The following is a 25,258-nucleotide window of genomic DNA, read 5'->3' on the forward strand; positions in this document are numbered from 1 at the left end:
GTGGTTCGACGCCTCCTCGTGAACAGAGATACAGGCGCTCCTTGGGAGCGCCTGTTTTCGTTTGAGCGCTCGGCCCCTAAACTGGCGGCAGCGACGCACGCGCGGGATCTGGGGCGGAAGGCGCCGTGTCCTGCAGGACTGGGACAGGCTGCCGATGACGCGGTTGGCGCCGGGCTCACGGCCCTCGGTCATTCTGAGAGGGAGCCCCGTTGCGTACGGGCTCTTCGTCGGGTGGACCTGACAGGCCCGCCAACCCTCGAGCAGGTCAGGCGGCGGGGTCTCTCGTTTTGAGGAACGATCCCATCCTCTCGCTCATTCCTGCCTGCCTATATCGGGCTCAGGAAGCATTCGATGCCTCGCCTCGCCACCCTCGGCCTTCTGCTTGCCGCACCGTTCGTCGTCGCCGCGGCCTCTGCCGCACCGGAGAGCAAGCGCGGCAACCCGGATCTCAAGAAATACTGCACGGGCGATGCCTTGCAGTTTTGCGGAGGCATCGACTCCGATAGCCCCGAGATGGATGCCTGCTTCAAGAAGCACCGCGCCGAGCTGTCCGAGAACTGCCGCCGCGCGATCACCGCCTACGAAGCGTCGGGCGGGAAGTGAGGGGCAGACCCGTGCGTCGGACCTCTCTCGCCATCGTCGTCGCTGTCACCATGACAGGAGGGGTGCCCAACTCTATCACGAGTGCATGAAGCGGCTCCGCGCGGTAAGGCGCCGATGCAAGGCCGAAGCACTGATGGGCAGCCGCATTCGCGAGGCTGCCGGGAACGATCTGACGAAATTCGTTGGGCGCTTGTGAGGTATCCGTCGATGCACGCCAAACTCGCTACGATCCTCATCACGGTTGGGATCGCGATGGCCGCCCCCGCTCACGCGCAGGGACTTCAGCGCGGGGCGCAGGAGGGGGCCGCGCGCGGGGAGGAGATGGCCGGCCCCCTGGGAGCCGTGGTTGGCGGAGCGATCGGTGCGGCCGTCGGGACTGCCAATGGAATTCTTGGCATCGACCGCCGTGAGCGTTTTCGCATCTACGCTCGGGCTGAACGTCGTCCTTCCTTCGTCTCTCGTCTGCCGGTTCGCGTCGGCACCATCCTGCCGGACGAAGGTCCGGTCTATTACGACGTTCCGCGCGAGTTCGAGCTCAAGGGCTACAACTACACCATCGTGAACGATCACCCCGTGCTCGTCGAACCGGGCACGCGCCGCATCGTCGAAGTGATCGACTGAGGAGGCCGCAGCCTGGAACGGCATGCCGTGCCGGCTCGAAAGTGACCGGGCCGTCGGACCGCTCATTGATTGTTAACCAAGATACCCCCATCTGACGGACATGCCGATCGCGATCCTGTCGCTCGATCGGTCGCGGCCACGATGCCGGGATTGGGGTGACGCCGGATGTACGCGCACCTTCGTTCCGGCTCCCGTGGCCGTTCGTTTTCAGCGCCGGTCCGAATGACTTTGAGGCGCGTTCGGAGCGTGCTCATCGAAGCGTGACGGAGCCGCTTTCGTACTCTCCACCAGCAGACGGATCATCTCTGATCGGCTCTCCAGCATGATGGCGGGAGGTTCGCCGACGAGAGACCGCCAGCGGGCCACGAAATCCGCCTGAGGCAGATCGACGAGAACGTCCAAGTCTGGCGGCCATTTATCATCGGACATGCCGGCACTCCTGTCTGGTGCACTTATACGGAGTTGCGCGGGAACCCGTTTCGCCCCCCATACCGAGAGGGTTAACCGCCCCTTTCGGGAAAGGGACATCCGACAAGGCAGCCACGAGCGCAGGGACTGAGGACTGCCCGGCTCAGTCTGCCTATCGATCAGCCCCGGCAGGCCGAGGAGAACGCCTCTCGTGAGGAGAGGCGGGCAACCCGCAGCACAGCATCAGATTGGAAAGCCGGAAGTCTTGCACGTTCTCGTTCCCGGCCGAACCTGTGGCACCTGTGCGGAGTGCTGCCGCTTTCTTGAAGTGAAGGCGCTTGCCAAGCCTGCCGGAACCTTATGCGCGCATCAGACAGGTGTGGCCTGCGGCATCTACCAGGATCGTCCAGCCGCCTGCGCCACGTGGCACTGCCTCTGGCGCAAAGTCGGGGCGCTCCCAGATGAGTTGCAGCCCGACCGTTCAGGGGTGATGTTCTCGCTGGAAACGGCTCCCGCGGCTGAAGACCCTTTCCTGCGCGCCCGCATTGTCTGCCGGGCCGTGCACGGGTCTGACGCCTTCGAGCGGTGGGAGGCGGTCGAGGCGATCGACATGTTCGTTCGAGAGGGCTCGCTGCCGGTATGGACAGCCTTCGACTCCGTGACGTCTCTGGTGTACCCAGAGCCTGCCCATGCGGATCGGCTGCGGGACGCCATCAGGCATCCGCACGCGGCGATAAGCCAAGTCTGCGGGCAAGAGGCCGCAATCTGGAGGCTGAGGCTCGGCTACGGCGATGCGCCTCAAGAAGCCAACGGTTTGGAACAAAAGCCGCTCGGCGCGTTAAAGCCTCTGTTCGCCACAGGAGAAGCACACATGGCAACCGGTACGGTAAAGTGGTTCAACGAGACGAAGGGCTATGGCTTCATCCAGCCCGACAACGGCGGCAAGGACGTGTTCGTGCACATCTCGGCGGTCGAGCGCGCCGGCCTGCGCGATCTCGCTGAAGGGCAGAAGGTGACCTACGAGGTTGAGATCGACCGGAAGAGCGGCAAAGAGTCGGCCGGACAGCTTCAGGTTGCCTGATCGTCGGGCGCCCCAGAGTCGCCAGTAGGGAAAGTGGTGGGCTGGCTTAGCGTCAGCCTACCCGCTTTGCGGTCGCTTGCCCTGTTCGGTTTGCCCGAGCCAATGCGCTCGTGAAATGCCCGTCCCTGCGACCAACTGCGCAGCTTGGGATCATCCGCCGATGAAGCGCGGTTGCCACCTCGCTTTTATGCGGACCGGAGTTCTGCTTGTCCAATCCCTTCATCGCTTCCCTTCTGCTCGCGTTCGAGGCGCAGCGGGTTATCGAACTCCGTCTGGTACGGCTTGCCTGGGGCGGTCAGGAAGGGTGGGCCGAGATGAACTCGATGGTGTTCGAGAAGATCGCGGCGGCCACCGAGACGACGACGACGTTGCTGACCGGCGGTTCACATCAGGACGTGGTTGCCCGCTACCTTGAACACGTGGCAGCGAACACGGAGCGGCTGAGGGCGTAGCGTCCGCCCCGGATGCCGCGCTCGCCCGTTCGGTGTGGCCAGCGCATCCCCCTTGCTCGCCTACCGGCCTTCGAGGCGGCAAGAGGGGGCTGTTTCGACGGGGCAGGAGGCGGGTGGCTCTCGATAAATCCGCACTCGGGGCGGCTCATCGCCGTTTTCCAGCGCATTGCGACGCTCTTCCTCGGCGTAGTCCCAACTCCATTCGTCGGAGTGCTCCCCATCAAGGACGACGCCGGCCCGGCAGCCCCAGCCATGCTTGCGTGCGACCTGGGCCTGCTCGTAGGTGACGGTGAAATAGCCGTACTCGTGAAGCTCTCGATCACGGCAGAGGATCTGACCGTCAGCCGTCACGATATCGCCCGGCTTCGCACCATCCGGCATTGTCGATGTCATTGTTGGTTCCTGTGCGTCGCGTCTCGGCACGATCATACCGATCCTTCGGATGTGTGGAACAGGCCGCGGAGCGTATCTCTGCAAAATAACGGCAGTCAGCATCGGCGCCAATGCGCTGCCCGGAGCGCTTTCAGACGAAGTGGCTTCCGGTTCGTCGAAAGAATGCGCGGCACAACAAAAGGTTAGAGGCGTGATCCGACCCAACGTGGGCGGGTACGGCTCTCATGGTCGAGCATGGGGCATGGTTGCTGCACCGGCCACCGGTGGAATGCCTCGGTGCGCTCGAGCCCTCACCCCGCCATCGAACGCGCGGTTCGAACTGATGAGCGTACAAAGCGCCGCGCCGAGCCAATTCAAACAGAAAACGGGGCGCAGCCCAGCATTCTTCTCGACGTCTTTCCCCTGACATGCTTGCTGAGAACACCGGCCAGCACGAGCCGGACAGGGAGCAAACATGCGCAACGGTTGGGTTGTGGTCGGCGCACTTGGCTGCGCCCTCGGCGCTGAGCCGGCTCAGGCGGGCATCACCGGCATCGAGATCGCCAGCGTCGAGCCTTTTGCGGATGGCGCGGCGTTCGGATCAGCCGGCAGCTACGAGCGTGTCGTCGGCACGGCCCGCGGTGAGCTGGACCCCGCCGATCCCGCGAATGCCGGCATCGTCGACATCGCCCTGGCGCCCCGCAACGCCCGCGGCATGGTCGAGTACAAGACCGACCTGTTCATCCTGCGGCCCAAGGATCCGGCCCGGGGCAGCGGAACGCTCTTGTTCGAGGTGCTGAACCGGGGCCGCAAGTTCCTCTTCAACTGGGTCCTCGATGCACCGGCTCAGGCCGCGCAGGCGGTCAACGATCCCAAGACCGCCACCGATGCCGGGACCGGGCTCGTCCTGCGCCGGGGCTACACCATCGTCTGGTCGGGCTGGGAGGCGGACGCACTGCGCCAGCAGGGCGGTATGGCGATCGACGTCCCGGTGGCCACGCGCAGCGGCAAGCCGATCGTCGAGGTCGTGCGCGATGAACTCGTCAGCGCGACCCGAGGCCCGCCCGAGGCTCCGTTCTACCTTTCCTTCAAGACAGCCAGCCAGGACAAGGCCGACGTGCGGCTCACCGTTCGGCGCCGAGAGGCCGACCCGCCGCGACCGGTACCGCCCGACGCTTGGCACTACGCGACGCCACGTCAGATCGAGCTTCTGCCGAAGGGCATCAAGCCGCTGCCCGGCTCGCTCTACGAATTCACATACCAAGCCACCGAGCCGAAGGTTCTCGGGATCGGCTTCGCCGCCACGCGGGACGTGGTGGCCTATCTCCGCGGCGCGGGCGGCGCGGCCAATCCGGCGGGTGGCGCGATCCGGCACACCCTCGCGCTCGGCATCTCGCAGAGCGGGCGCTATCTGCGCGACTTCATCCAACAGGGCTTCAACCGGGACGAAACCGGCAAGCGGGTGTTCGACGGCGTCCTGTCTCACATCGCGGGCGTGGGCGGGGTGTTCCTCAACGCCCGCTTCGGTCAGCCCTCGCGAACCAACACGCAGCACGAAGACCATCTCTACCCGGAGAACACCTTCCCGTTCTCGGCCGCCGCCCAGCACGATCCCGTCACCGGTCGGACGGGCAAGCTGCTGCGGGATGATGGATTCGACCCTCTGTTGATCGAGGCTAATACCGGCACCGAGTATTGGCAGAAGGGTGCCTCCCTCCTCACGACCGATCCGGCTGGCCGCACCGATGTGCCGCTGCCGGACACCGCGCGCGCCTACTTGGTTTCGAGCGGCTTCCACTATCGGCGTGCCGGACTGGGCTCGACCAAGGGCCCCTGCACGAACCCGCGCAGCAGCCTGAACCCGGCCCCGGCAGTCCGGGCGCTGCTGGTCGCGCTCGAGGAGTGGGTGACGGATGGTAAGGCACCGCCCGAGAGCCGTGTGCCGCGCCTATCCGATCAAACCCTGGTCGAGGCGGCCGATATCGGCTTCCCGTTCATGATCGGCGTTCCCGTTCCGACAGCGCCGAATGCGATCGCGCGCTTCAGCACCTATGTGGATCCACGCCCGGAAAGCGGGCCGCAATATCGCCCGCTGGTCCCGCGCGTCGATGCCGACGGCAACGAGGTGGCCGGCATTCGCCTGCCGGCCGTTGCGGCCCCGCGTGCAACCTTCACTGGTTGGAACCTGTATGCCGATCCGTTCCCCGCCGGTGCGCTGTGCGATCGCGAGGGCAGCCAGATCCCGTTCGCGCGCACCCGTGCCGAACGGGACACGGCCGGCGACCCCCGCTTGTCCCTTGAGGAGCGCTATCAGGACGCGGATGCCTACGTCGCGGCCGTGACGAAATCCGTCGATGCACTCGTGTCGGATCGCCTGCTGCTGCAGGAGGACGGGGATCGCATGATCGCGGCGGCGCGACAGGAAACGCCGTAGCGGACGGCCTTTCGCGGAGGACGGCGCCATTCGCCGGCCTCCGCACCCGACCTCACCCGGATCGAACGGGCCTTCGCCGAGCTTCAAGGCACTGCTGCGCCAGAGAGCACCGGAGCAGACGACACACCGGTGGCGCCGGCCATCGTGGTCGGCGCCACCGGATGCCGTCCCTGCGCTCAGTTGGTCTTCGGGTCGGTGACCGTGAAAGCGAGCGTCGCGCCGTAGCTGTCCGCATCGGCCAGCGTCGGCGTCTGCGAAGGGGTCACGCGGTGCGCGACACCGAGCACCTGCGGGCCGGCACTGCGCAGCGAAACGACGGCGACGCCCTGCGCATCCGTCGTGGCGCGGGCCTGATCCGCCTCGCTCTTGAAGTTCACGCCGTCGGTGGCGACCACGCTGGCGCCTCCGAGCGGGCGGCCCTCGAACAGCACGCGCACCCGGATCTGGCCCGAGGCCGCAGCCGGCTCCTCCAGCGGGACGATCTCCAGCGGTTGGCCGACGATCCTGTCCCACGGAGCCGTCGGGCCCGATACGGCCTTGGCGAACTTCACCGACCAGAGGCTCTTATCGGCCTGCGGCAGCATCCGTTTGCTGGCGTTGCGGTAGCTGCCGTCGGGCAGGCGCACCCAGTAGCCGTTGTCGTAGGACGCCGCGACCAGCGCATCGCCGTCGTGGGCGGCCTTGAGCACAGGTGCCGCGCCGGACTCCACCTTGGCGTTCAGGGCCACCGCGCTCGAAGGCTCGTAGGCGGTCAGGCTCATCAGCTTGCCAGCACTCGGCAGTTCCGGCTCGTGGGGATGGCCGTAGAGGACCTGCACGCCGCCGCCGACCGGATTGAGCCAGAGGTCGTGGGCGCAAGCCGGTGCGGTGAGGGCGAGGAACGCGGCGAGGAGGGCGGTGTGTCTCATCGTGGAGATGCTTCCCGTTACGGAATTTCGGGCGATGCCGGCCGGCCGCGGCGGACTGGTGAAGATCGCGGCAGCCGCAGCCGGTGGCGAGACCGTGGCCTGCGGATTCGGCGTCGGCCCCGGGACGGTCGTCGCCGACGTCATGGCACCGCACAGCGCGATGATCCGGATCTCCAACGATTCCACTGCGGCCGGATGGATGGCGTCGCAAGAGGTGTTCACCCCGAACGGCACCGGCCGATGCGCGCCGGTGCGTCAGGAGCGGCGACGTCGTTCGAGCCGGGGCTCAAAGCCTCGGATCGATACGGGATCGCAGCGCCCGAGTATGCACAAGCTACGCCATTTTACACCCATGCACGCCCCACGCAGATTTCGGGCATCTTGCCGTGGAGCGGGCACATGCGGATGCACCGCCCTCGACCGTGCGGCCCGGCGGCTCCTCGGGTCGGCTCACTTGATTCCCGGGACCGGACCTCGCGCCGCATGGCCCCTCAGGCAGCGACCTCGTCGCGCGGCTCCTGCATCGATGCGAGGGGGGCTTCCAAGCGGCAAACGAGACCGGTCGGCGCGTAGCTGAGCTTGACCTCTCCGCCGACCTCGGCGGCGAAGCTGCGCTCGATCAGGCGCGAACCGAAGCCGCGGCGCGAGGGCTGGCTCAGGATGGGCGGCCCGCCCTGCTCGGACCATGTCAGGCAGAAGCGGGGCGCCTCGCCCTCGTGCACCACGTGCCAGCGCAGGTCGACGCATCCCGCCTCGTTGGAGAGGGCGCCGTACTTGGTCGCGTTGGTAGCCAGCTCGTGCAGGGCCAGGGCAAGCGAGAGCGCCGCCCTGGCCCCGAGAAGCACGCCCGGCCCGCTCGCGCGGATGCGCGCCGTGGCGGCGCCGCGATGGACCGCCAGAGCGCCCTCCACGATCTCGGCGATGGGCGCCTCGGTCCAGCTCGACCGGGTCAGGATGTCGTGGGCGCGGCCGAGCGAGATCAGGCGCGCGGCGAAGGCCTCGCGGGCTGCATCGAGATCCGGGGCGTTGCGGAGGGTCTGGCTGGCGATGGCCTGGACAAGGGTGAGCGTGTTCTTGACCCGGTGCTGCAACTCGCCCGTGAGCAGGCGCTGGTGCTCCTCGGCCCGCTTGCGCTCGCTGATGTCGAACATCGCCCCGATCATCCGCACCGCCGTCCCGTGCCCGTCACGGATGACGTAGCCCCGGTCGAGGATGTCGGCATAGGTGCCGTTCGCGCGCAGGAAACGGTACTCGTCGCTCCAGGCAGTGCCGGTCCCGTCGATGATCGCGTGGATGGAGGCGTCGATCCGCGCCCGGTCATCGGGATGGATATGGGCGATCCACCAATCGCCGGTCGGATCGACCGCCTCCGGCGGATAGCCGTGAGCGGCCGTGAGGGCCTCGTTCCAGAGGACTTGGTTGGTCGCGAGGTTCCAGTCCCAGATCGCGTCGTTGGTGGCGCGCGCCGCGAGGCGGTAACGCTCCTCGGTCTCACGCAGGGCCTGCTCGGCCCGTCGGCTCTGCGTGACGTCGCGCGCAGTGCCGATGAAGCGCACGGTGCGGCCGCCGGCGACGAAGGCCTGTCCCTTGGCGGCGACCCAGCGCTCGACGCCGTCCTCCAGCCCGATGGTCCGGTAGGCGATGTCGTAGCTGCCGCTGCCGGCCGGATTGAGCGCGGCCTCGACCGCCCGATCGACCCAGGCTCGGTCATCCGGATGCAGGCCGGCCAGGAACACGTCGTAGCCGACCGGCGCCTCAGGTCCCAGGCCGAACAGCGTGCGGGTGCGTGAATCCCATTCCAGCGTGCCCGTGACGAGGTCGTAGTCGAAGATGCCGGTTCCGGTCGCCTCGACGGCGAGATGCAACTGCTCGCGCGCCCGGTGTAGATCCTCGTCCGCCTGCCGACGGTCGTGGATGTCGCTGTTGCTGCCGAGCCAGCCGACCACCGCGCCGCTCGCGTCCCGGCGCGGCTCGGCACGGATCAGGAACCAGCGGTAGGCTCCGTCGCCGCGGCGCAGCCGCGCCTCGGTGTCGTAGACGGTCTCGCGGGTGCGGGCCGTCTCCCAGGCTTCGAGCAGGCCGCCCAGGTCGTCCGGGTGGATCGCCTCGCCCCAGCCGAACGGCAGCGCCTGTTCCGGGGTCTGGCCGGTATAGGCGTACCAGCGGTCGTTGAGGTAGCTGAGGCTGCCGTCCGGATTGCCGAACCAGATGATGGCCGGCGCCAGTTCGGTGAGCGCCGAGAAGCGTTCCTCGGCCACCTTGCGCTCGTGGATGTCGAGGGTGGTGCCGATCCAGCTCCGGAGATCGCCCGCCTCGTCGCGGACGGGCTGGGCCCGCGACAGGAACCAGCGGAACTGACCGTCCGCGCGACGAAGGGGGAACTCGACCTCGTAGGCTCCCTGGCTTCGCGCCGCCGCGAGCCACGCGTCGCGGACGCGCTCGCGGTGATCGGGGTGGATCACGCCCATCCAGCTCGCCTCGCCGGTCTCCCCGGCGGGCAGGCCCGTGTAGTCGTACCAATAGGCATTGCAGTAGGTGATGTTGCCGGCCTCGTCGCCGAACCACACCACTTGCGGACTGACTTCGACGAGGGAACGGTAGCGCAGCTCGCTCGCCCGTAGCGCGGCCTCCGAAGCGCGGTGCCCGCTGCGGTCGCGTAGGATCTTGAGGAAGCCGATGACCCCGCCGTCTTCGGCCGTCAGCGGCATCATCTCGCCCGAGGCCCAGAAGCGGGTCCCGTCCTTGCGCATGTGCCAGCGCTCGTCCGGAGCGCTGCCGGCCTGCGCGGCCAGGCGCTTCTCGACCTCGGGCCGGCCGTCCGCCCGATCCTCCGGCGTGAAGAAGGCCTCGACCGTCCGGCCCAGCATCTCGGCCTCGGTCCAGCCGAGGATGCGCTCGGCGCCGGTGTTCCAGCGCGTGACGCGGCCCTGGGGGTCCATGGCCACGATCGCGTAGTCGGTGGCACTGTCGAGGATGCGCTCGTGCAGCAGGCGCTGCTCGGCCTGCTCACGCAGCGAGCGGCGCAGTTCCATCTGCGCCATCGCTTGGCGGGCGAGCCGCATCAGGCCGCGGCGCTGCCGCTCCGTGAGTTCGCGCGGGCGGGTATCGAGGACGCAGACGGTCCCGATCGGCTGCCCCTCGCCGGTCCTCAGCAGGGCACCGGCGTAGAAGCGCAGGCCGGGATCGCCGCCAACGAGCGGGTTGCCTTCGAAGCGCGGGTCGCGCGCGGTGTCGGGCACGTAGAGGAAGTCGTCGTGCAGGATGGCCTGCCGGCAGAAGGAGGTTTCGAGCGGCGTCTCGCGCACACCGAGGCCGACCTCCGCCTTGAAGAACTGCCGCCCGTCGCCCACGAGGTTGACCACTGCGATCGGCGCCTCGCAAAGCTCGGCGGCGGCCTCCGCGATCTCGTCGAAATCCTGCTCGCGCGGGGTGTCGAGCAACCGATAGCGGTCCAAGGCGCGAAGGCGCGCAGCCTCTTGCTCGCTCATCGGGGCGGGGTTCATCGTTCGGACAGGCTGGGGCTCGACACAGTGTTCCACCATGGAGGTCCGGCGGAGGCGAAAGTGAGGCCGGGCCCCGTTTCCACCGGAAGGCGGCGCCTCACCTGGCGGCCGCATGAGACACCGCCTTCACGCCCATCCCGGCCGGGCCGCTGCCGACGGCCGGATGCGACGGCCTACGCGCCTTCGAGACAGGGCCCGCCGAATGCCCGCCCGCGAAGGGCCGGCAGCCGCCATCGGCCCGCAGGATCAGCGGCGCGGTTGCCGGCGGCCACGGCCGGTTGCGCGAGCGCCGCGCTCAAGAGGAGCGGTCGGCGGTGCCGGAGCCTCCGGGAGGTGGCGCGCCGCCACCCGGGGCCGGGGCGCCCGTGCTGCCCGCGGACGATTCTGCCGACGCGCCGCTTCCGGGCATCGACACGTCAGGCTCCGACAGGGCGGCCTGCAGGCGGCTCTCCTGCTCCGGCGAGAGCGAGGAGCGGATGACGCGCCCTCGGAACCGTGACATCTCCGCGAGCACCTTTTCCGGCTGTGCCTTGCGCACGAGGATGAACAGCGCCGAGGTGTTCGGCTGCACCGCCTCGGCGACGGAGCGGATGAAGTCATCGTTGATGCCGTAATCCGCAAGCTTGCCCGAGAGGGCGCCCGCGCCCAATCCGAGAGCAGCCCCCGTCGCGAGGCCGAGCAGCGGGTTGAGGAAGAGGAGGCCGACCAGCGAGCCCCACATCGCGCCCCAGATACCGCCGGAGGCTGCTCCGGCGCCGACCAGATCGACGCTCTGCTTGAGCCGCAGCTTGCCGTCGGAGCTCCGCACGGCGACGACCGCATCTTCGAGATCGATCAGATACTCCGTCTGCAAGCGGGCCAATTCGTTCAGGGCGCGGTCCGCCTCCTGCGGATCCTCGAAGCCGATCACCACGAGTTCTGCCATCCAATCCTCCTCAATGAATACGTCCGGCGGGGATTCCCGAGGGCAGCCGACCCGGACCGTCCCGTCGCCTGAACAATCCTGCAGCGCATCGACGCCGCGGCAGCGAAGGACGAGATCCAGACTTGTCGAATGAGAGAAAGCTTTGCAGCTCCTCTCTCGGCACAGCCTTCGCCGGGATCCTTGCTGCGCAATCCCCTCAGGAAACCATCGCTCAGGGCCAATTCAGCGCTAACACAGGGGATGGCCGGCCCGATTGCGACACATCAATGCCAACGCACCGGACTCATGGCCAAACAGGCCGACTTTCGAGGCTCAAAACTGCTTTTGCAGCAGGCCCTACGCTAGCGATTACGAGCCGATCACCCGCCTGACTGTCTCTCACGAAACGCCCGCTGCGCCGCCGTGCCCGGAAGGCGGGACGATCGGTGATCGCGCGTTTCGTGAGGCCCTCTTATCCGTCACGCCGGCCCTCTGACGCCGGCCGTCCTCTCGGGAGACGCGCAATGGCCGAAGCCATTCCAGGCAAGGAAGGTCACGATTTCGTCGTCGAACCCGATGCATCGGCCGCCTATTGGCACAATCGCCCTGCCAATACGCTCCCGCCCCCCGACATGATGGGCGCCTACATGCGCAACCGCCCGGTGCCGGGGCCGCGGGTGGAGGGGCGCAAGGCCTGGATCATCGGCGGCGGCATCGCCGGGCTGGCCGCCGCATTCTACATGATCCGCGATGGCGGCATGAACGGCCAGGACATCACGATCCTCGACGCGTTGGACGTCGAAGGCGGCTCGCTCGACGGCGCCGGCAACCCGGAGGACGGGTACATCATCCGCGGCGGTCGCGAGATGAACTGGAACTACGACAACCTCTGGGACATGTTCCAGGATGTTCAGGCGCTCGAACTCCCGGAAGGCTACAGCGTCCTCGACGAGTACCGGCTCGTCAATGATCAAGACCCCAATTACTCCAAAGCCCGCCTCATGCATGAGCAGGGGCAGATCCGGGATTTCTCGAATTTCGGCCTCACGAAATCCCAGCAATGGGAATTGATCCGCCTGCTGCTCAAGCGCAAGGAGGATCTCGACGACATCACGATCGAGCAATATTTCAGCCCGGAATTCCTGGAGACCAACTTCTGGTTCTTCTGGCGATCGATGTTCGCCTTCGAGAACTGGCAGAGCCTGCTCGAGATGAAGCTCTACATGCACCGCTTCCTCGATGCGATCGACGGGCTGGCGGATATGTCGGCGCTCGTCTTTCCGAAGTACAACCAATACGACAGCTTCGTCCGGCCGCTGGTCAACCACCTCATGGCGCGCGGCGTGACCGTGCGGTTCGGCGTGCGGGCGTATGATCTGGCCATGAGCGTCGATGGCGATGCCCGCACCGTCATGGGTATCCACGTCAAAACGAAGGGCAAGGAAGAGGTCATTCCCGTCTAGAACCGGGACGTGGTCTTTGCTCTGACGGGCTCGATGACCGAGGGCACGGCCTATGGCGACATGGACCAGGCGCCGATCCTCGAACGCGGCCGACACGATCCGGGCCAGGAGAGCGACTGGGCGCTGTGGAAGAATCTGGCTGAGAAATCACCGGTCTTCGGCAATCCCGTGAAGTTCTACGGCGACATCGACAAGTCGATGTGGGAATCGGTGACGCTGACCTGCAAACCCTCGCCCCTCGTCGAGCGCCTGAAGGAGCTGGCGGTCAACGATCCGTATTCGGGCAAGACGGTGACGGGTGGCATCATCACCTTCACGGATTCGAACTGGGTGCTGAGCGTGACCTGCAACCGTCAGCCGCACTTCCCGGAACAGCCCAAGGACGTGTTGGTGCTCTGGGCCTATGCGCTCCTGATGGATAAGGACGGGAACCACGTCAGGAAGCCGATGCCCGCCTGTACCGGCCGGGAGATCTTGAGCGAACTTTGCTATCATCTCGGCATTGCCGACCAATGCGAAGCCGTCGCGGCCAACACCAAGGTGCGGTTGGCGCTGATGCCCTACATCACGGCGATGTTCATGCCCCGTGCGGCGGGCGACCGGCCGCATGTCGTGCCGAAGGGCTGCACGAATCTGGGCCTGATGGGCCAGTTCGTCGAAACCTCGAACGACATCATCTTCACGATGGACAGCTCGATCCGCACCGCACGCGTAGCCGTCTATACGCTGCTCGGCCTGCACAAGCAGGTGCCCGACATCAGCCCTGTACAGTACGATATCCGAAACCTTCTCAAAGCGGCGCGCGCCCTGAACAACAATCTACCCTTCCCCGGCGAACGTCTGCTGCATCGATTGCTGGGCAAGACCTATTACGCCCATATTCTTCCGCCCCTGCCGGCCTTGGAAGGCCCGAGCCGCGAAGCGGCCCAGTTGGAACTGCGACATCTGCTGGGGCGGCGTCGCCACGCCTTGAGCGCGATCGGCGAGTCTCTGGAACACATTCGAGGCTATCTCAAATCGCAGAAATGATGGCCGCGCCGGGGTTCGCAGTTCGGCGCCGCATCAACCTCGGGAGCGGTCCCGCGCTGCCGGACCGTCCCTCGACATCATCCCTTCGCCTGTCCCGCAATCATCCGGCCCAAAGTCCGCTCCGGTTTTACCCCCGCCCGACCATGATCTCGCCCCAGAATCGCCGAGTGCGACGACGCACTTGGTTAACGAGACATTGACCGGCCGGGGATTGCGCGTCGCAGGTCGCGTGCGTCGGCGGGACGGTACAGGACCGGGGCGGAGGCCGCCCCCGGACGGGAATTCGGGCGGCGCATGGCACATCCTCTCCTCTCGTGGGCTCTCCCCTCGACCGCCTATCTGAGCGCGGCACTGATCCTGGCCTCCTCCGCGCCGTTTGGACGGCTCGATCTGCCACCGCTTCAAACGGTGGCGGTTCCCGTTGCGGCCGACCCGGTGCCGGATGCCCCCGAAGAGACGGTGGCCGAAATCGCGGAGAAGGCGCCGGACGCCGCGGAGCCGCCGGCCGAAGCTTTGGCCGAATCCTTGACCGAGTGGATGCCCCGGGCGTTGCCCGCCCCCGCCGAGGCGCGCTTCGGGACGGCTTCCCTGTTCTGGCTTCCGGATGCGGCGCCGGCGACGGCCCTCGCGCAGGTCGTGCCGTTGCCGGTGCGCCGCCCGGCCGAGCTGACGCGCCTCGGGGCGGCGGACGCCCTGCGCCGGGCCGAGCGGATGGTCGCGCGCCGGTCCACGGCTGCGGTGGCGCCGGCCCAGGCAGAGGACACCCGCACTTTCTTCGAGAAGTTGCTCGGCGTCGAAAAGCCTGCCACGCCGGCCCCCGCCCTCGCCTATGCGGCCCTGGAAAACGGCGCTGCCGAGTCGGCCGCCCGCCGGGTCCTGACCACACCCCTGCCCGCCGCGCCGCCCGTCGGCGAAGGTGGTATCGCGGTCTACGACATCAGCGCCCAGAGCGTGGTTCTGCCGAGCGGCGAACGGCTGGAAGCACATTCCGGCCTCGGCGAGAGCATGGACGATCCGCGCTACGTCCATCTCAAGATGCGCGGCGCCACCCCGCCGGGCACCTACGATCTGACCGAGCGTGAGGCCCCGTTCCACGGCGTACGAGCCCTGCGCCTCACGCCCATCGGCGGCAGCGAGGCGATCCACGGCCGCGTCGGCCTGCTCACCCACACCTACCTGCTCGGGCCCAACGGCGCCTCGAACGGCTGCATCTCGTTCAAGGATTACGACCGGTTCCTGCAGGCCTATCTGCGCGGCGAGATCCGCCGCGTGGTGGTCGTTCCGGGTCGCGGCCGTGACGCGAACCCTTTGGTTGCATCGCGCTGAGCACGCGCCACACCGCTCGCCGTTTTCTTTCTGAGAAAATTTAATTCTCAATACGCTCGATTCTGACTCGATCTTCGCTTAGGATCTCGGGCGTTGCCGGGACCTGCCCCGTGGTTTCGGCACCCCGGGGACAGCTCCGCCCCCGCACCGGGCGGGGCGGCGTGTGTATCGGAGTCGTGGCGTATGCGTGTGATCCAACGCGTTCTGGGCAGCCGGTCGGAGGCTGGTCTCGCGGAGCGCCTGCATCACCTCGAACATCACGGCGCGGTGGACATCCTGCGGGTGCCGAGCGCCGACGTGGCCCGGCGCCGCCTGCGGGCGACGACGGTGGCCGGCGAGGAGATCGCGCTCGCCCTGCCGCGGGATCAGGCCCTGTTCGACGGCGCCGTGCTCGTCCTCGAAGATGGTCATGCTCTCGTCGCCCGCGTCGGCGCCGAGAGCTGGCTGCGGCTCGTGCCGCGTTCCACCGCCGATGCGCTCGAACTCGGCTACCATGCCGGCAACCTTCACTGGAGGGTCCGCTTCGATGGCGCGACGCTCCTCGTCGCGCTGGAAGGGCCGGCCGAGGATTACCTCGTCCGTCTCGGCGCCCTGGTCGAGGAGGGGCGCGTCGCCCATTCCATCGACGCGGCGGTTGAGGAGGCCTGAGGCGTTGCTTGCCGCCCTCACCGCGCTCCAGCAGGCCGACACGGCCTTCCCGAGCGGCAGCTTCGCCTTCTCGAACGGCCTCGAAGGCTTGGTGGCCGAGAACCCGGCCTTCGACGAGGCGGCGCTCGCCCGCACCGTCACGGCGGCCCTGCGATTCCGCTGGGCCGCGACGGACCGGGTCGCCCTGATCCTGGCCCACCGCGCCGGCGGGGCGATCGAACGCCTCGCTGCCATCGACGCGGCGGTCGAGGCGGCCTCACTTGCCGAGCCGATGCGGGTCGGCAGCCGCCGCAACGGCGCCTCGCTGCTGGCCTCGCACGCCCGCCTTGGCACGCCGGGCGCCACCGAACTGCGCGCGGCCGTGCGCGCGGGCCGGCTGCTCGGACACCTTCCCACCGTGCAGGGTGCATTGTGGCCCGCGCTCGGCCTCGACGAGCGCAATGCCGCGTCCGTTTCCGGATACCTCTTCGCCAGCGGCCTGACCTCGGCCGCAGTGCGGCTCGGCGCCATTGGGGCGATCGAGGCGCAGCGGGTGTTGGGGGGCGCGCTGCCGCTGATCGCCGAACTGCTGGAGCCGCCCGTGCCCGAGCCGGCGGGCGCCATCGAACTCACCGGCTTCACCCCGCTGATCGAGATCGCCGCCATGCGCCAGGCCCAGGCCGAGCTGCGCCTGTTCGCGAATTGAAGGAGCCGCGCCGATGCTGCTGACGCCGACCGAGATGGAACGGCTCACGATCTTCACCGCCGCCGAACTCGCCCGCAAGCGGCGGACGCGGGGGCTCAAGTTGAACTACCCGGAAGCGGTGGCGATCATCACCGACGAGATCCTAGAGGGCGCCCGCGACGGGCGCACCGTCGCCGACCTGATCGGCTGGGGCTCGACCATCCTGACCACCGGCGACGTGATGCCGGGCGTGGCCTCGATGATGCCGATCCTGCAGGTCGAATGCGTCTTCCCCGACGGCACCAAGCTCGTCACCGTGCACGAGCCGATCCGACCCGCGGAAGGGGCGGAAGCCGACACGCTGGAACCCGGCGCGATCCTGCCGGCAGAGGGCGAGATCGAGCTTGCCGCCGGGCGCCCGCGGGTCACGATCGAGGTCGTCAACACCGGCGACCGGCCGGTGCAGATCGGCTCGCACTACCACTTCTTCGAGGTCAACCGGGCGCTCGACTTCGACCGGGCCAAGGCGCTGGGCTTTCGCCTCGACATCCCGGCGGGCACGGCGGTCCGGTTCGAGCCGGGCCAGCGCAAGAGCGTGACGCTGGTGGGGTTCGGCGGCGAGCGCGAACTCACCGGCCTCAACAACCTGACGCAAGGCAAGCTCGACACCGACGCGGCCCGCGCCGACGCGCTGGCGCGCGCCAAGGCCCGCGGCTTCAAGGGCGCCTGAGGGAGACGCGGAAAAATGGTCACGATCCCCCGGCGCGACTACGCCGCCCTCTACGGCCCCACCACCGGCGACGGCGTGCGGCTCGCCGACACCTCGCTCATCGCGGTGGTCGAGCACGATCACGCGGTCTACGGCGACGAGTGCCTGCACGGCGGCGGCAAGACGCTGCGCGACGGCATCGGCATGGCGCCGGGTGTCACGGCGGCTGAAGGAGCGCTCGACTTCCTGCTCTGCAACGTGCTCGTGATCGATCCCGTGCTCGGCATCGTGAAGGGCGATCTCGGCATCAAGGACGGGCGCATCGTCGGCCTCGGCAAGGCCGGCAACCCGGCGATCATGGACGGCGTCGATCCACGCCTGATCGTCTCGGCCGGCACCACCGTGCGCGACTGCGAGGGGCTGATCGCGACACCGGGCGCCATCGACGTGCACGTGCACTTCGATTCCGCCGGCCTGCCCGACCACGCCATCGCCTCGGGCATCACCACCCTGCTCGGCGGCTCGCTCGGGCCGATCACGGTGGGCATCGATTCCGGCGGGCCGTTCAACACGGGAAAAATGCTCCAGGCGGCCGAAGCCTGGCCCGTCAATTTCGGCTTTTTGGGAAGGGGCAACACCCACAAGCCGGCGGCCTTGAAGGAACAGCTTGAGACCGGCGTCCTTGGCCTCAAGATCCACGAGGATTGGGGGGCGATGCCGGCGGCGATCGATGCCTGCATCGGCTTTGCCGACGAATACGACTTCCAGGTCCAGCTCCACACCGACACGCTGAACGAATCCGGCTTCGTGGAGGACACGCTGGCGGCGATCGGCGGGCGCACGATCCACATGTACCACACGGAAGGCGCCGGCGGCGGGCACGCGCCGGACATCATCCGCGTGGCGGGTTTGCCCCACTGCCTGCCTTCCTCGACGAACCCGACCAACCCCTACACGGTCAACACGTTCGACGAGCACCTCGACATGACGATGGTGTGCCACCACCTCAACCCGGCTTTGCCCGAGGACGTGGCCTTCGCCGAGAGCCGCATCCGCGCGCAGACCATCGCGGCCGAGGACGTGCTGCACGATATCGGCGCGATCTCGATGCTCGGCTCCGACAGCCAGGGCATGGGCCGCATCCACGAGGTGATCTGCCGGACATGGCAGCTCGCCTCCAAGATGAAGGACCAGCGCGGCGCGCTGCCCGAGGAGCGGCCGGGCTTGGGCGACAACGCCCGGATCAAGCGCTACATCGCCAAATACACCATCAACGCCGCGCGCACCTTCGGCATCCAAGAGCACATCGGCTCGCTGGAGCCCGGCAAGATGGCCGACATCGTGATCTGGCGCCCGGCCTTCTTCGGCATCAAGCCCGAACTCGTGATCAAGGGCGGCTTCATCGCCTGGGGCGCCATGGGCGATTCCGCGGCCTCGCTGATGACCTGCGAGCCGATGCTGATGCGCCCGCAATGGGGGGCCTTCGGGCTCGCCAAGCAGGGGCTGTCGGCCTGCTTCGTCCATCCGCTGGCGATTGAGGGCGGGCTTCGCGAGAATCTGGGTCTGCGAAAGAACCTGCTGCCGGCCCGCGGCACCCGCCGGCTCACCAAAGCCGACATGCTCTGGAACGACGCCTGCCCGGACATCCGGGTCGATCCGCAGACCTTCAAGGTCTTCGTGGACGGGCAGCTCGCCACCTGCGAGCCCGCGACCGTCCTGCCGCTCGCTCAACGGTACATGCTGCGATGAGCGCGTCCGCTCTCCCCTCCCCCGCCCTCCCTGAGACCGTCGCGGCCGCCCGCATCGGCATCGGCGGCCCGGTGGGCTCCGGCAAGACCGCGCTGATCGAACGGCTGATCCCGGCGCTCCAGGCCCGCGGGGTCGATCTCGCGGTCGTCACCAACGACCTCGTCACCAAGGAGGATGCCGAGCGCCTGCGCCGCTCCGGGCTGATCGACCCGGCCCGGGTCGAGGCGGTGGAAGCCGGAGCCTGCCCGCACACCGTCATCCGCGAGGACCCGACCCTCAACATCGCGGCCGGCGACGATCTGGAGGCGAAGTTTCCGGGGCTCCAGCTCCTGATTTTCGAATCGGGGGGCGACAACCTCGCCTCAACCTTCTCCCTCGATCTGGTCGATTGGTGGATCTTCGTGATCGACGTGGCGGGCGGCGACGACATCCCGCGAAAGCGCGGCCCCGGCGTGCTGCGCTGCGACCTCCTCGTCATCAACAAGACCGATCTCGCGCCTCATGTCGGCGTCGATCTGCCCGGCATGCTGGCCGAGGCCGCACGCGTCCGGGGCGAAAAGCCGGTCGCCGCCACCAATGCCCGCTCCGGCGAAGGCGTCGAGGTGGTCGCCGACGCGATCTGCCGCGCCGTGCTGTTCGCGCCCTGATGGCCCTGTCGCTGGACGGCCGTCCGGAGACGCCCACCCCGGCCCAGGCGCCCTCCGCTCCGGTCGGGCGCCGGGTGCAGGCGTCCCTCGTCTTCGCCCGCGGCGGGGGCAGCACCGTGCTGTCGCGGCAGGTCGTGCCGTACCCGTTCCACATCACCCGCGCCTTCCGGATGCATCCGGAGAGCCCCGACCTCGCCACGCTCTACCTGCAATCGGCCTCGGGCGGCCTCTACGCCGCCGACCACCTCACCCTCGCGATCACGGCGCGGGCCGGCGCACGGGCGCATGTCACGACCCAGGCCGGCACGGTCGTGCATCGCGGCGGCCCCGAACCCTCGCGCCAGGAGACGCGGCTCACCATCGCCGCGGATGCCTTCCTCGCGCTCAATCCCGATCCGCTCATCCTGTTTCCGGGCGCGCATCTCGCCGTCTGCACCGAGATCACCGCCGAGCCCGGTGCCCGCGCCATCGTCACGGAGAGCGTCGCCTGTCACGACCCCGCGGGTGAAAGCCGTCCGTTCGACCGGCTCGACCTCGGCCTGACGATCCGCACCCCGGACGGACGCCCCCTGGTGCAGGAGCGCAGCCGCATCGACGGGACGGCGTTCGCGGCGCCGGATTCACCGATGGGGCCTCACCGCGCCTTTGGCACGATGGTCGTGCTCGGCGCGCCCGACGACGCGCGACTGGCCGGCCTCCGCCTGAGGCAGGCGGCCGATGCAGTCGGCTGCCTGACCGGCGTGAGTCCGCTGCCCAGCGGCGCGGGGCTCGGCCTGCGCCTGCTCGCCCCGGACGGCGGTGCGCTGTCCGCCGGCATGGATGCGGTGTTCCGGATCGTGTTCGAGGCCTTGAGCGGGTGCGCACCCGGCCGTCGCCGGAAGTAGAGATTGCCCCGAAACGACCAGTCGGGCGGCAGATCGCGAGAAATATGAGCAGGCCGCCCAGCAATTCCCCTTGATACGTATCGTTTTCCTGAGACGAAATACGCACGGGGGCATCGGCCTCGTTTGACGGCCACACAGCCGTCATTCGGACCGATCGGCCGGATGACGTTCGAAGGATTTCGAAGAGACATGCGCTCGCGTGACCGAAACGACGCCCACTTCCATCTCCGCCGCCGGCTTCTCCTCGGCCTTGCCGCCTCTCCGCTGCTGGGTGCCCTGCTCGGACGTGCCCTTGCGCAGACCGGCGCGGGCGCGCTCGCCGTCACCGACACGGAGGTGACCATCGGCATCCTGCACTCGATCAGCGGCACCATGGCGATGTCCGAGACCGGGGCGACGCAAGGGGAGAGGCTCGCCATCGAACAGATCAATGCGGGCGGCGGCATCCTCGGCCGCACGGTGAAGGTGATCCAAGAGGACGGCGCCTCCGACTGGCCGACCTTTGCCGAGAAGGCGCGCAAGCTCGTCGTCAACGACCATTGCGCGGCGGTGTTCGGCTGCGTGACCTCGGCCTCGCGCAAGGCGGTGCTGCCGGTCTTCGAGCAATATAACGGCCTCCTGTACTACCCGACCTATTACGAGGGCCTGGAGCAATCCAAGAACGTGATCTACACCGGCCAGGAGGCGACCCAGCAGACGCTCGCCGCCCTCGATTGGGTGACGAAGGAGAAGGGCGCCAAATCCTTCTTCATGGTCGGCTCGGACTATATCTGGCCGCGCACCACCAACAAGATCGCCACCAAGCACATCACCAACGTGACCAAGGGCACGATCGTCGGCGAGGAATACTTCCCGCTCGGGCACACGCAGTTCAACTCGGTCATCAACAAGATCAAGCTCAAGAAGCCGGACGTCATCTTCGCCACCGTCGTCGGCGGCTCGAACGTGGCGTTCTACAAGCAGATCAAGGCGGCCGGCATCGACCTCAAGAAGCAGACGCTGGTCACGGTCTCCGTCACCGAGGACGACGTCGATGGCATCGGCGGCGAGAACATCGCCGACGCCTATTCCTGCATGAAGTACTTCCAGTCGCTGAAGAACCCGGCCAACGAGGCTTTCGTCGCCGCCTTCAAGAAGCGCTGGGGCGACAAGACCGTCATCGGCGACGTGACCCAGGCGGCCTATCTCAGCCCGTTCCTGTGGAAGGCGGCGGTGGAGAAGGCCGGTTCCTTCGAGGTCGACAAGGTGATCGCCGCTTCACCGGGCCTCGAGCTGAAGGACGCACCGGAAGGCGTCGTGAAGATCCACGAGAACCATCACCTCTGGGCCAAGACCCGCGTCGCCCGCGCCCGGCCAGACGGGCAGTTCGACGTGGTCTACGAGAGCCCGGAGTTGATCGAGCCGAACCCGTTCCCGAAAGGATATCAGTAGGCGGCTCGGGCGGGGTCAGAGGTAGCTCAGACCCCGCCACCGGCTTCGCCGCTTCAGCCGGACCATCCAGAGGCAGGCCGGGTAGAGGGCCAGCGCGAACACCGCCGCGATCAGCCAGATCTGAAACGGGGCGTCGGCTTCGACCCGGCCGGAGGGACCCACAAGGCCGAAGGCGGCGAGGCCGTCGTAGGTCAGGCGCAGGGCCCACAAGTGCAGCAGGTAGAAGAACAGCGGCGCCCCGCCAAAGACGGTGAGCCAGCGTAGACGCCGTTCCGGCAGGCGCTCGAACAGAGCGAGCAGCAGCAGGCCGGGACCGAGGGTCGCGAGCAGGAAGTCGGCCGAGGGCGGATACTTGGTGAGGTTGACGAAGGACAGCGCGGTCGCGCCCCAATCCTGACCCGCCTGCCATGGATGCGGATCACCGTAGCCGTTGAAGCCGCGCAGGATCAGGAAGGCGGCGAGGCTCGCGAACCCGAGGGCGACGAGGCGTCGGCGGCGCGTGCCCGGATCGACGCCCGCGCCGTAGAGCGGCCCCAGCGCGTAGCCCGCGGCGATCACGCCGATCCAGGGCAGCACCGGATAGGAGGTGCGCGCCGCGCCCCAGGGCAGCGGGATCAAGCCGCGCTGATGCAGCACCGCCCACAGGGCGTAGCCCATCTGATCGGGCGTGAGCATGATCCCGTCGAGCGCATTGTGCCCCAGCATGATCGCCAAGCCTACGCCGATCAGCGCCGGACGCGGCAGCCAGAGCAGTGCGGCGAGCGCCATCATGCTGAGCCCGATCGCCCAGATCACCTGCAGGTAGAGGATCGGCGGTAGGAGGGCACGGGTCCAGGCCAGGTTGACCAGGGTCACTTCGAGGGCGACCAGGAAGAGTCCGCGCTTGATGAGGAAGGCGGAGGCCGCGGCGCGGCTGGCGTGCTTCTGCCCGTAGAGGCTCGCCGAGAGCCCCGTCAGCAGCAGGAAGACCGGGGCGCAGACATGCGAGGCGGCCCGCGTCAGGAACAGGCCGGGCGGGGTTGCCGCGAGGTTCACCGGGTCGCTCACCTGGGCGTGCAGGTAGAAGAACTCCCGCACGTGATCGACCAGCATCAGCAGCATCACGAGCCCGCGCAGGGCATCGATGGCGCCGATGCGGGTGCGTGGCGCGGCCCCCGCCCCGATGGGAGCCGGGCCGGGGGCCGCCGCCTGGCGAGCCTTCATCAGAACCGCACCGTCATCGTTCCGGTGAAGCGGCGGGGCGCACCGGGATAGACCCGGAAGCGGTTGAGGGAGCTCTCGTAATACTCGGTGTCGAACACGTTCTCGATGTTCAGCCCGAAGCGGAAGTTCTCGTAGCGGTAATAGGCGAGCGCATCGACCGCGATGTAAGCTGGCAGGGAGAAGCTGTTGACCGCATCCGCCGCCCGCTCGCCGACGCCGCGCACGCCGCCGCCGAGCCCGAGCCCCTTCCACGGGCCGGCCTGCACCTCGTGGACGGCGAGCAGGCTGCCGGAATGGCGCGGCACGTTGATCAGCGGCGTGCCGGCCGGCAAGGTCGGATCTTCGGTGACCACGGCCTCCGCGTAGACGTAGCCCGCCAGCAACTTGATCTCCGGCGTGATCTGGCCGGCGGCGGTCAGCTCGAAGCCCTGGCTGCGCGCCCCGCCGACCGCCACGGAGAAGCCGCTGCCGTTGGCCTCCGGCGTCAGCACGTTCTGCCGTTCGATCCGGAAGGCGGTGCTGGTCAGCGCCAGCGCGCCGCCGTAGAGGTCGAGCTTGGCACCGACCTCGTAGCCGATGCCGGTCTCCGGCGCGAACGGCCCGGAGGCGGCGACGGCGGCGGCATCGGGACCGATATTGGGGCGGAAACTCGTACCGACATTGGCGTAGAGGGAGAATTCGGGCAGCGGTTGGTAGACGAGGCCGGCGCGGGGCGTCGCGGCAAAGTAGGTCTGATCGACCTGGGACCGCGGGATACGCTCGCGGAACGACTGTTCGAAGAAGTCGAAGCGCACGCCGAGCAGCGCCTTCCATTCGGCGGTGAGGCTGATCTGGTCCTGCGCGTAGAGGGCGGTGTTGGTGATCCGCTCGAGGTTGTTGCGCGGGATGGTGATCGGCGGCAGCGGCTGGCCGTAGCGCGGATCGTCGATGTCGATCGCGTAGGGGCTCGTGCGGAAGTTCGAGCGCAGATAGAGCACACGGCTATCGGTGCTCTCGCGCTCGAAGCCCAGCAGCATCGTGTGACCGATGCCGGCGGTGTCGAAGCGCCCGACCACCTCCGCTTGGCCGATCGCCGTGTCCCAGCGGTAATCGCGCACGTTGCGATCGCGCGAGACGGTGCGGTTGTCGGCGGCGATGGCGCGGATCTCGGCGGATTCGCCCTCCAGCGTGCCGGTGTTGAAGTGGGTGGCCAGCCGCATCTGCCAATCGGCGTTGAAGCGGTGATCGACGCGGACCTGCATCGTGTTGTTGGTCTGATAGGTGCTCTGGCCCGGCTCGCCGAGGAAGCGCGAGATCGGCAAGAGCCCGAGCCGCCCGTTGATGGCGATGACGCCGCGGTCAAAGACGATGCGGTTGCGCAGGAACTCCGTCTCGACGGTGATGCGCGTGTCCGGCGTGATCTGCCAGCTCAGAACGGGCGCCACGAGCAGCCGGTCGCTGTCGACGAAATCGCGAAAACTGCCCTGGCGGCCGGCGGCGAGATTGAAGCGGTAGGCGAGCGTGCCCTCCTCGTTGAGCGCGCCACCGGCATCGACCGTACCGCGGAACTGCCCGAACGAGTCCCACAGCCCGCCCATCTCGACGAAGCGCTCGGCGGTCGGCTGCTTGGTGATGATGTTGACGAGCCCGCCCGGATCGCTGCGCCCGAACAGCCCGCCGCCGGGGCCTTTGAGCACCTCGACGCGCTCGACGTTCTGGGCGTCGGGCGGGGGCGGCGTGCCGCGGTTGAGCGGAAAGCCGTTCTTGTAGATCTCGGACGTGGGCACGCCGCGGATGGCATAGCTGAACACCGACAGGCCGCCGAAATTGTTCTGCTGCGCCACGCCCGGCGTGTAGTTGAAGACGCGATCGACGCGGGTGGCGGCGAGATCCGTGATGACCTCGCGCGGCGCCACGGTGACGATCTGGGGCACGTCGCGCTGGGGCGTGTCGGTCTTGGTGCTGCTCACCGCGCGGTCGGCGCGGTAGCCCGGCGTCGGCCCGATCAGGCCGATCGTGCCGGCGGCGCTGGTCCGGCCGTCCGATGCGCCGTTGCCGACGCCGCGGCCGTCGCCCTCGACCGCCAGTTCCTCGAGGGTGACCGATTCCTGCGCCCGCGCCTCCGGGCCGTGCAGGCCGGCGCAGAGCAGCGCGGCGAGCATCCAAGGCGGGCGCCGGATCGAGACGTCGATGGCGTTCAGGCTCGTCCGAACTGTCACAAGGCGCGCTCTGGCTGTTCG

20 protein-coding genes and 1 pseudogene are annotated in these 25,258 nt (G+C 68.1%); 14 read left to right on the forward strand and 7 right to left on the reverse strand.

What is annotated here, in order from left to right:
- The first annotated feature begins 351 nt into the window (after nucleotides 1–351).
- Both E4V01_RS17630 and E4V01_RS17635 read left to right on the forward strand, forming a co-directional pair.
- Nucleotides 352–603, forward strand: a complete 252-nt coding sequence (locus tag E4V01_RS17630) for a cysteine rich repeat-containing protein (protein WP_060768851.1) — start codon at nucleotides 352–354, stop codon at nucleotides 601–603.
- A gap of 207 nt (nucleotides 604–810) precedes the next feature.
- Complete coding sequence (locus tag E4V01_RS17635) at nucleotides 811–1,224, forward strand: DUF1236 domain-containing protein (RefSeq protein WP_060768852.1); 414 nt, start codon at nucleotides 811–813, stop codon at nucleotides 1,222–1,224.
- A gap of 207 nt (nucleotides 1,225–1,431) precedes the next feature.
- On the opposite strand, the gene E4V01_RS17640 is transcribed toward E4V01_RS17635, so the two are convergent.
- Nucleotides 1,432–1,653, reverse strand: a complete 222-nt coding sequence (locus E4V01_RS17640; protein ID WP_083530754.1) for a hypothetical protein — start codon at nucleotides 1,651–1,653, stop codon at nucleotides 1,432–1,434.
- An 850-nt stretch (nucleotides 1,654–2,503) separates the two neighbouring features.
- On the opposite strand from E4V01_RS17640, the gene E4V01_RS17650 reads away from it, so the two are divergent.
- Nucleotides 2,504–2,713 carry a cold-shock protein gene (locus E4V01_RS17650; protein WP_012252841.1) on the forward strand — a complete coding sequence of 70 codons (210 nt, stop codon included), beginning with the start codon at nucleotides 2,504–2,506 and terminating at the stop codon, nucleotides 2,711–2,713.
- 206 nt (nucleotides 2,714–2,919) lie between these two features.
- Nucleotides 2,920–3,165, forward strand: coding sequence for a hypothetical protein (locus E4V01_RS17655; protein ID WP_135299238.1), 246 nt, complete (start codon nucleotides 2,920–2,922; stop codon nucleotides 3,163–3,165).
- 60 nt (nucleotides 3,166–3,225) lie between these two features.
- On the opposite strand, the gene E4V01_RS17660 is transcribed toward E4V01_RS17655, so the two are convergent.
- Nucleotides 3,226–3,558 carry a hypothetical protein gene (locus E4V01_RS17660; protein ID WP_060768854.1) on the reverse strand — a complete coding sequence of 111 codons (333 nt, stop codon included), beginning with the start codon at nucleotides 3,556–3,558 and terminating at the stop codon, nucleotides 3,226–3,228.
- A 454-nt stretch (nucleotides 3,559–4,012) separates the two neighbouring features.
- Here E4V01_RS17660 and E4V01_RS17665 point away from each other — a divergent pair, with 454 nt between their 5' ends.
- The gene (locus E4V01_RS17665) at nucleotides 4,013–5,971 is read left to right on the forward strand and encodes an alpha/beta hydrolase domain-containing protein (RefSeq protein WP_135299239.1); all 1,959 of its coding nucleotides are present in this window, start codon (nucleotides 4,013–4,015) and stop codon (nucleotides 5,969–5,971) included.
- A gap of 176 nt (nucleotides 5,972–6,147) precedes the next feature.
- On the opposite strand, the gene E4V01_RS17670 is transcribed toward E4V01_RS17665, so the two are convergent.
- The 3 genes from E4V01_RS17670 to E4V01_RS17680 all read right to left on the reverse strand — a co-directional run bounded on the left by E4V01_RS17670 (nucleotide 6,148) and on the right by E4V01_RS17680 (nucleotide 11,307).
- Nucleotides 6,148–6,879 (reverse strand): DUF4198 domain-containing protein, encoded by a 732-nt coding sequence (locus E4V01_RS17670; RefSeq protein WP_135299240.1) that lies wholly within the window; start codon nucleotides 6,877–6,879, stop codon nucleotides 6,148–6,150.
- A 491-nt stretch (nucleotides 6,880–7,370) separates the two neighbouring features.
- The gene (locus tag E4V01_RS17675; RefSeq protein ID WP_193763222.1) at nucleotides 7,371–10,367 is read right to left on the reverse strand and encodes a PAS domain S-box protein; all 2,997 of its coding nucleotides are present in this window, start codon (nucleotides 10,365–10,367) and stop codon (nucleotides 7,371–7,373) included.
- Between the two features lie 310 nt (nucleotides 10,368–10,677).
- Entirely contained in the window at nucleotides 10,678–11,307 is a 630-nt protein-coding gene (locus tag E4V01_RS17680; RefSeq protein ID WP_135299242.1) for a DUF1269 domain-containing protein, read from the reverse strand.
- Between the two features lie 503 nt (nucleotides 11,308–11,810).
- Here E4V01_RS17680 and E4V01_RS17685 point away from each other — a divergent pair.
- The 9 genes and pseudogenes from E4V01_RS17685 to urtA all read left to right on the forward strand — a co-directional run bounded on the left by E4V01_RS17685 (nucleotide 11,811) and on the right by urtA (nucleotide 21,836).
- Nucleotides 11,811–13,778: pseudogene (locus tag E4V01_RS17685) on the forward strand (oleate hydratase).
- Nucleotides 13,779–14,072: 294 nt separating this feature from the next.
- Complete coding sequence (locus E4V01_RS17690; RefSeq protein ID WP_135299243.1) at nucleotides 14,073–15,104, forward strand: DUF2778 domain-containing protein; 1,032 nt, start codon at nucleotides 14,073–14,075, stop codon at nucleotides 15,102–15,104.
- Between the two features lie 183 nt (nucleotides 15,105–15,287).
- Nucleotides 15,288–15,752 (forward strand): urease accessory protein UreE, encoded by a 465-nt coding sequence (ureE, locus tag E4V01_RS17695; RefSeq protein ID WP_060768860.1) that lies wholly within the window; start codon nucleotides 15,288–15,290, stop codon nucleotides 15,750–15,752.
- A gap of 4 nt (nucleotides 15,753–15,756) precedes the next feature.
- On the forward strand, nucleotides 15,757–16,437 hold the full coding sequence (locus E4V01_RS17700) for an urease accessory protein UreF (protein ID WP_135299244.1): 681 nt from the start codon (nucleotides 15,757–15,759) through the stop codon (nucleotides 16,435–16,437).
- Nucleotides 16,438–16,450: 13 nt separating this feature from the next.
- A complete protein-coding gene (locus E4V01_RS17705; RefSeq protein ID WP_135299245.1) occupies nucleotides 16,451–17,146 on the forward strand; it encodes an urease subunit beta in 696 nt (231 codons plus the stop codon).
- A gap of 15 nt (nucleotides 17,147–17,161) precedes the next feature.
- Entirely contained in the window at nucleotides 17,162–18,874 is a 1,713-nt protein-coding gene (ureC, locus tag E4V01_RS17710; RefSeq protein ID WP_135299246.1) for an urease subunit alpha, read from the forward strand.
- Nucleotides 18,871–19,521 (forward strand): urease accessory protein UreG, encoded by a 651-nt coding sequence (gene ureG, locus E4V01_RS17715; RefSeq protein ID WP_135299247.1) that lies wholly within the window; start codon nucleotides 18,871–18,873, stop codon nucleotides 19,519–19,521. The genes ureC and ureG overlap by 4 nt, the downstream gene beginning before the upstream one ends.
- A complete protein-coding gene (locus E4V01_RS17720; RefSeq protein WP_135299248.1) occupies nucleotides 19,521–20,405 on the forward strand; it encodes an urease accessory protein UreD in 885 nt (294 codons plus the stop codon). Before ureG ends, E4V01_RS17720 begins: the two co-directional genes overlap by 1 nt.
- Before the next feature lie 189 nt (nucleotides 20,406–20,594).
- Nucleotides 20,595–21,836, forward strand: coding sequence for an urea ABC transporter substrate-binding protein (gene urtA, locus E4V01_RS17725; RefSeq protein WP_135299249.1), 1,242 nt, complete (start codon nucleotides 20,595–20,597; stop codon nucleotides 21,834–21,836).
- A 15-nt stretch (nucleotides 21,837–21,851) separates the two neighbouring features.
- Here the strand turns inward: urtA and E4V01_RS17730 are convergent, their stop codons facing one another.
- Nucleotides 21,852–23,039 carry a DUF1624 domain-containing protein gene (locus E4V01_RS17730; protein ID WP_135299250.1) on the reverse strand — a complete coding sequence of 396 codons (1,188 nt, stop codon included), beginning with the start codon at nucleotides 23,037–23,039 and terminating at the stop codon, nucleotides 21,852–21,854.
- A complete protein-coding gene (locus E4V01_RS17735; protein ID WP_371688530.1) occupies nucleotides 23,039–25,180 on the reverse strand; it encodes a TonB-dependent siderophore receptor in 2,142 nt (713 codons plus the stop codon). The genes E4V01_RS17730 and E4V01_RS17735 overlap by 1 nt, the downstream gene beginning before the upstream one ends.
- Between the last annotated feature and the right edge of the window lie 78 nt (nucleotides 25,181–25,258).

This window comes from Methylorubrum sp. Q1 (genome assembly GCF_004683995.1).
Classification (GTDB): Bacteria; Pseudomonadota; Alphaproteobacteria; order Rhizobiales; family Beijerinckiaceae; genus Methylobacterium.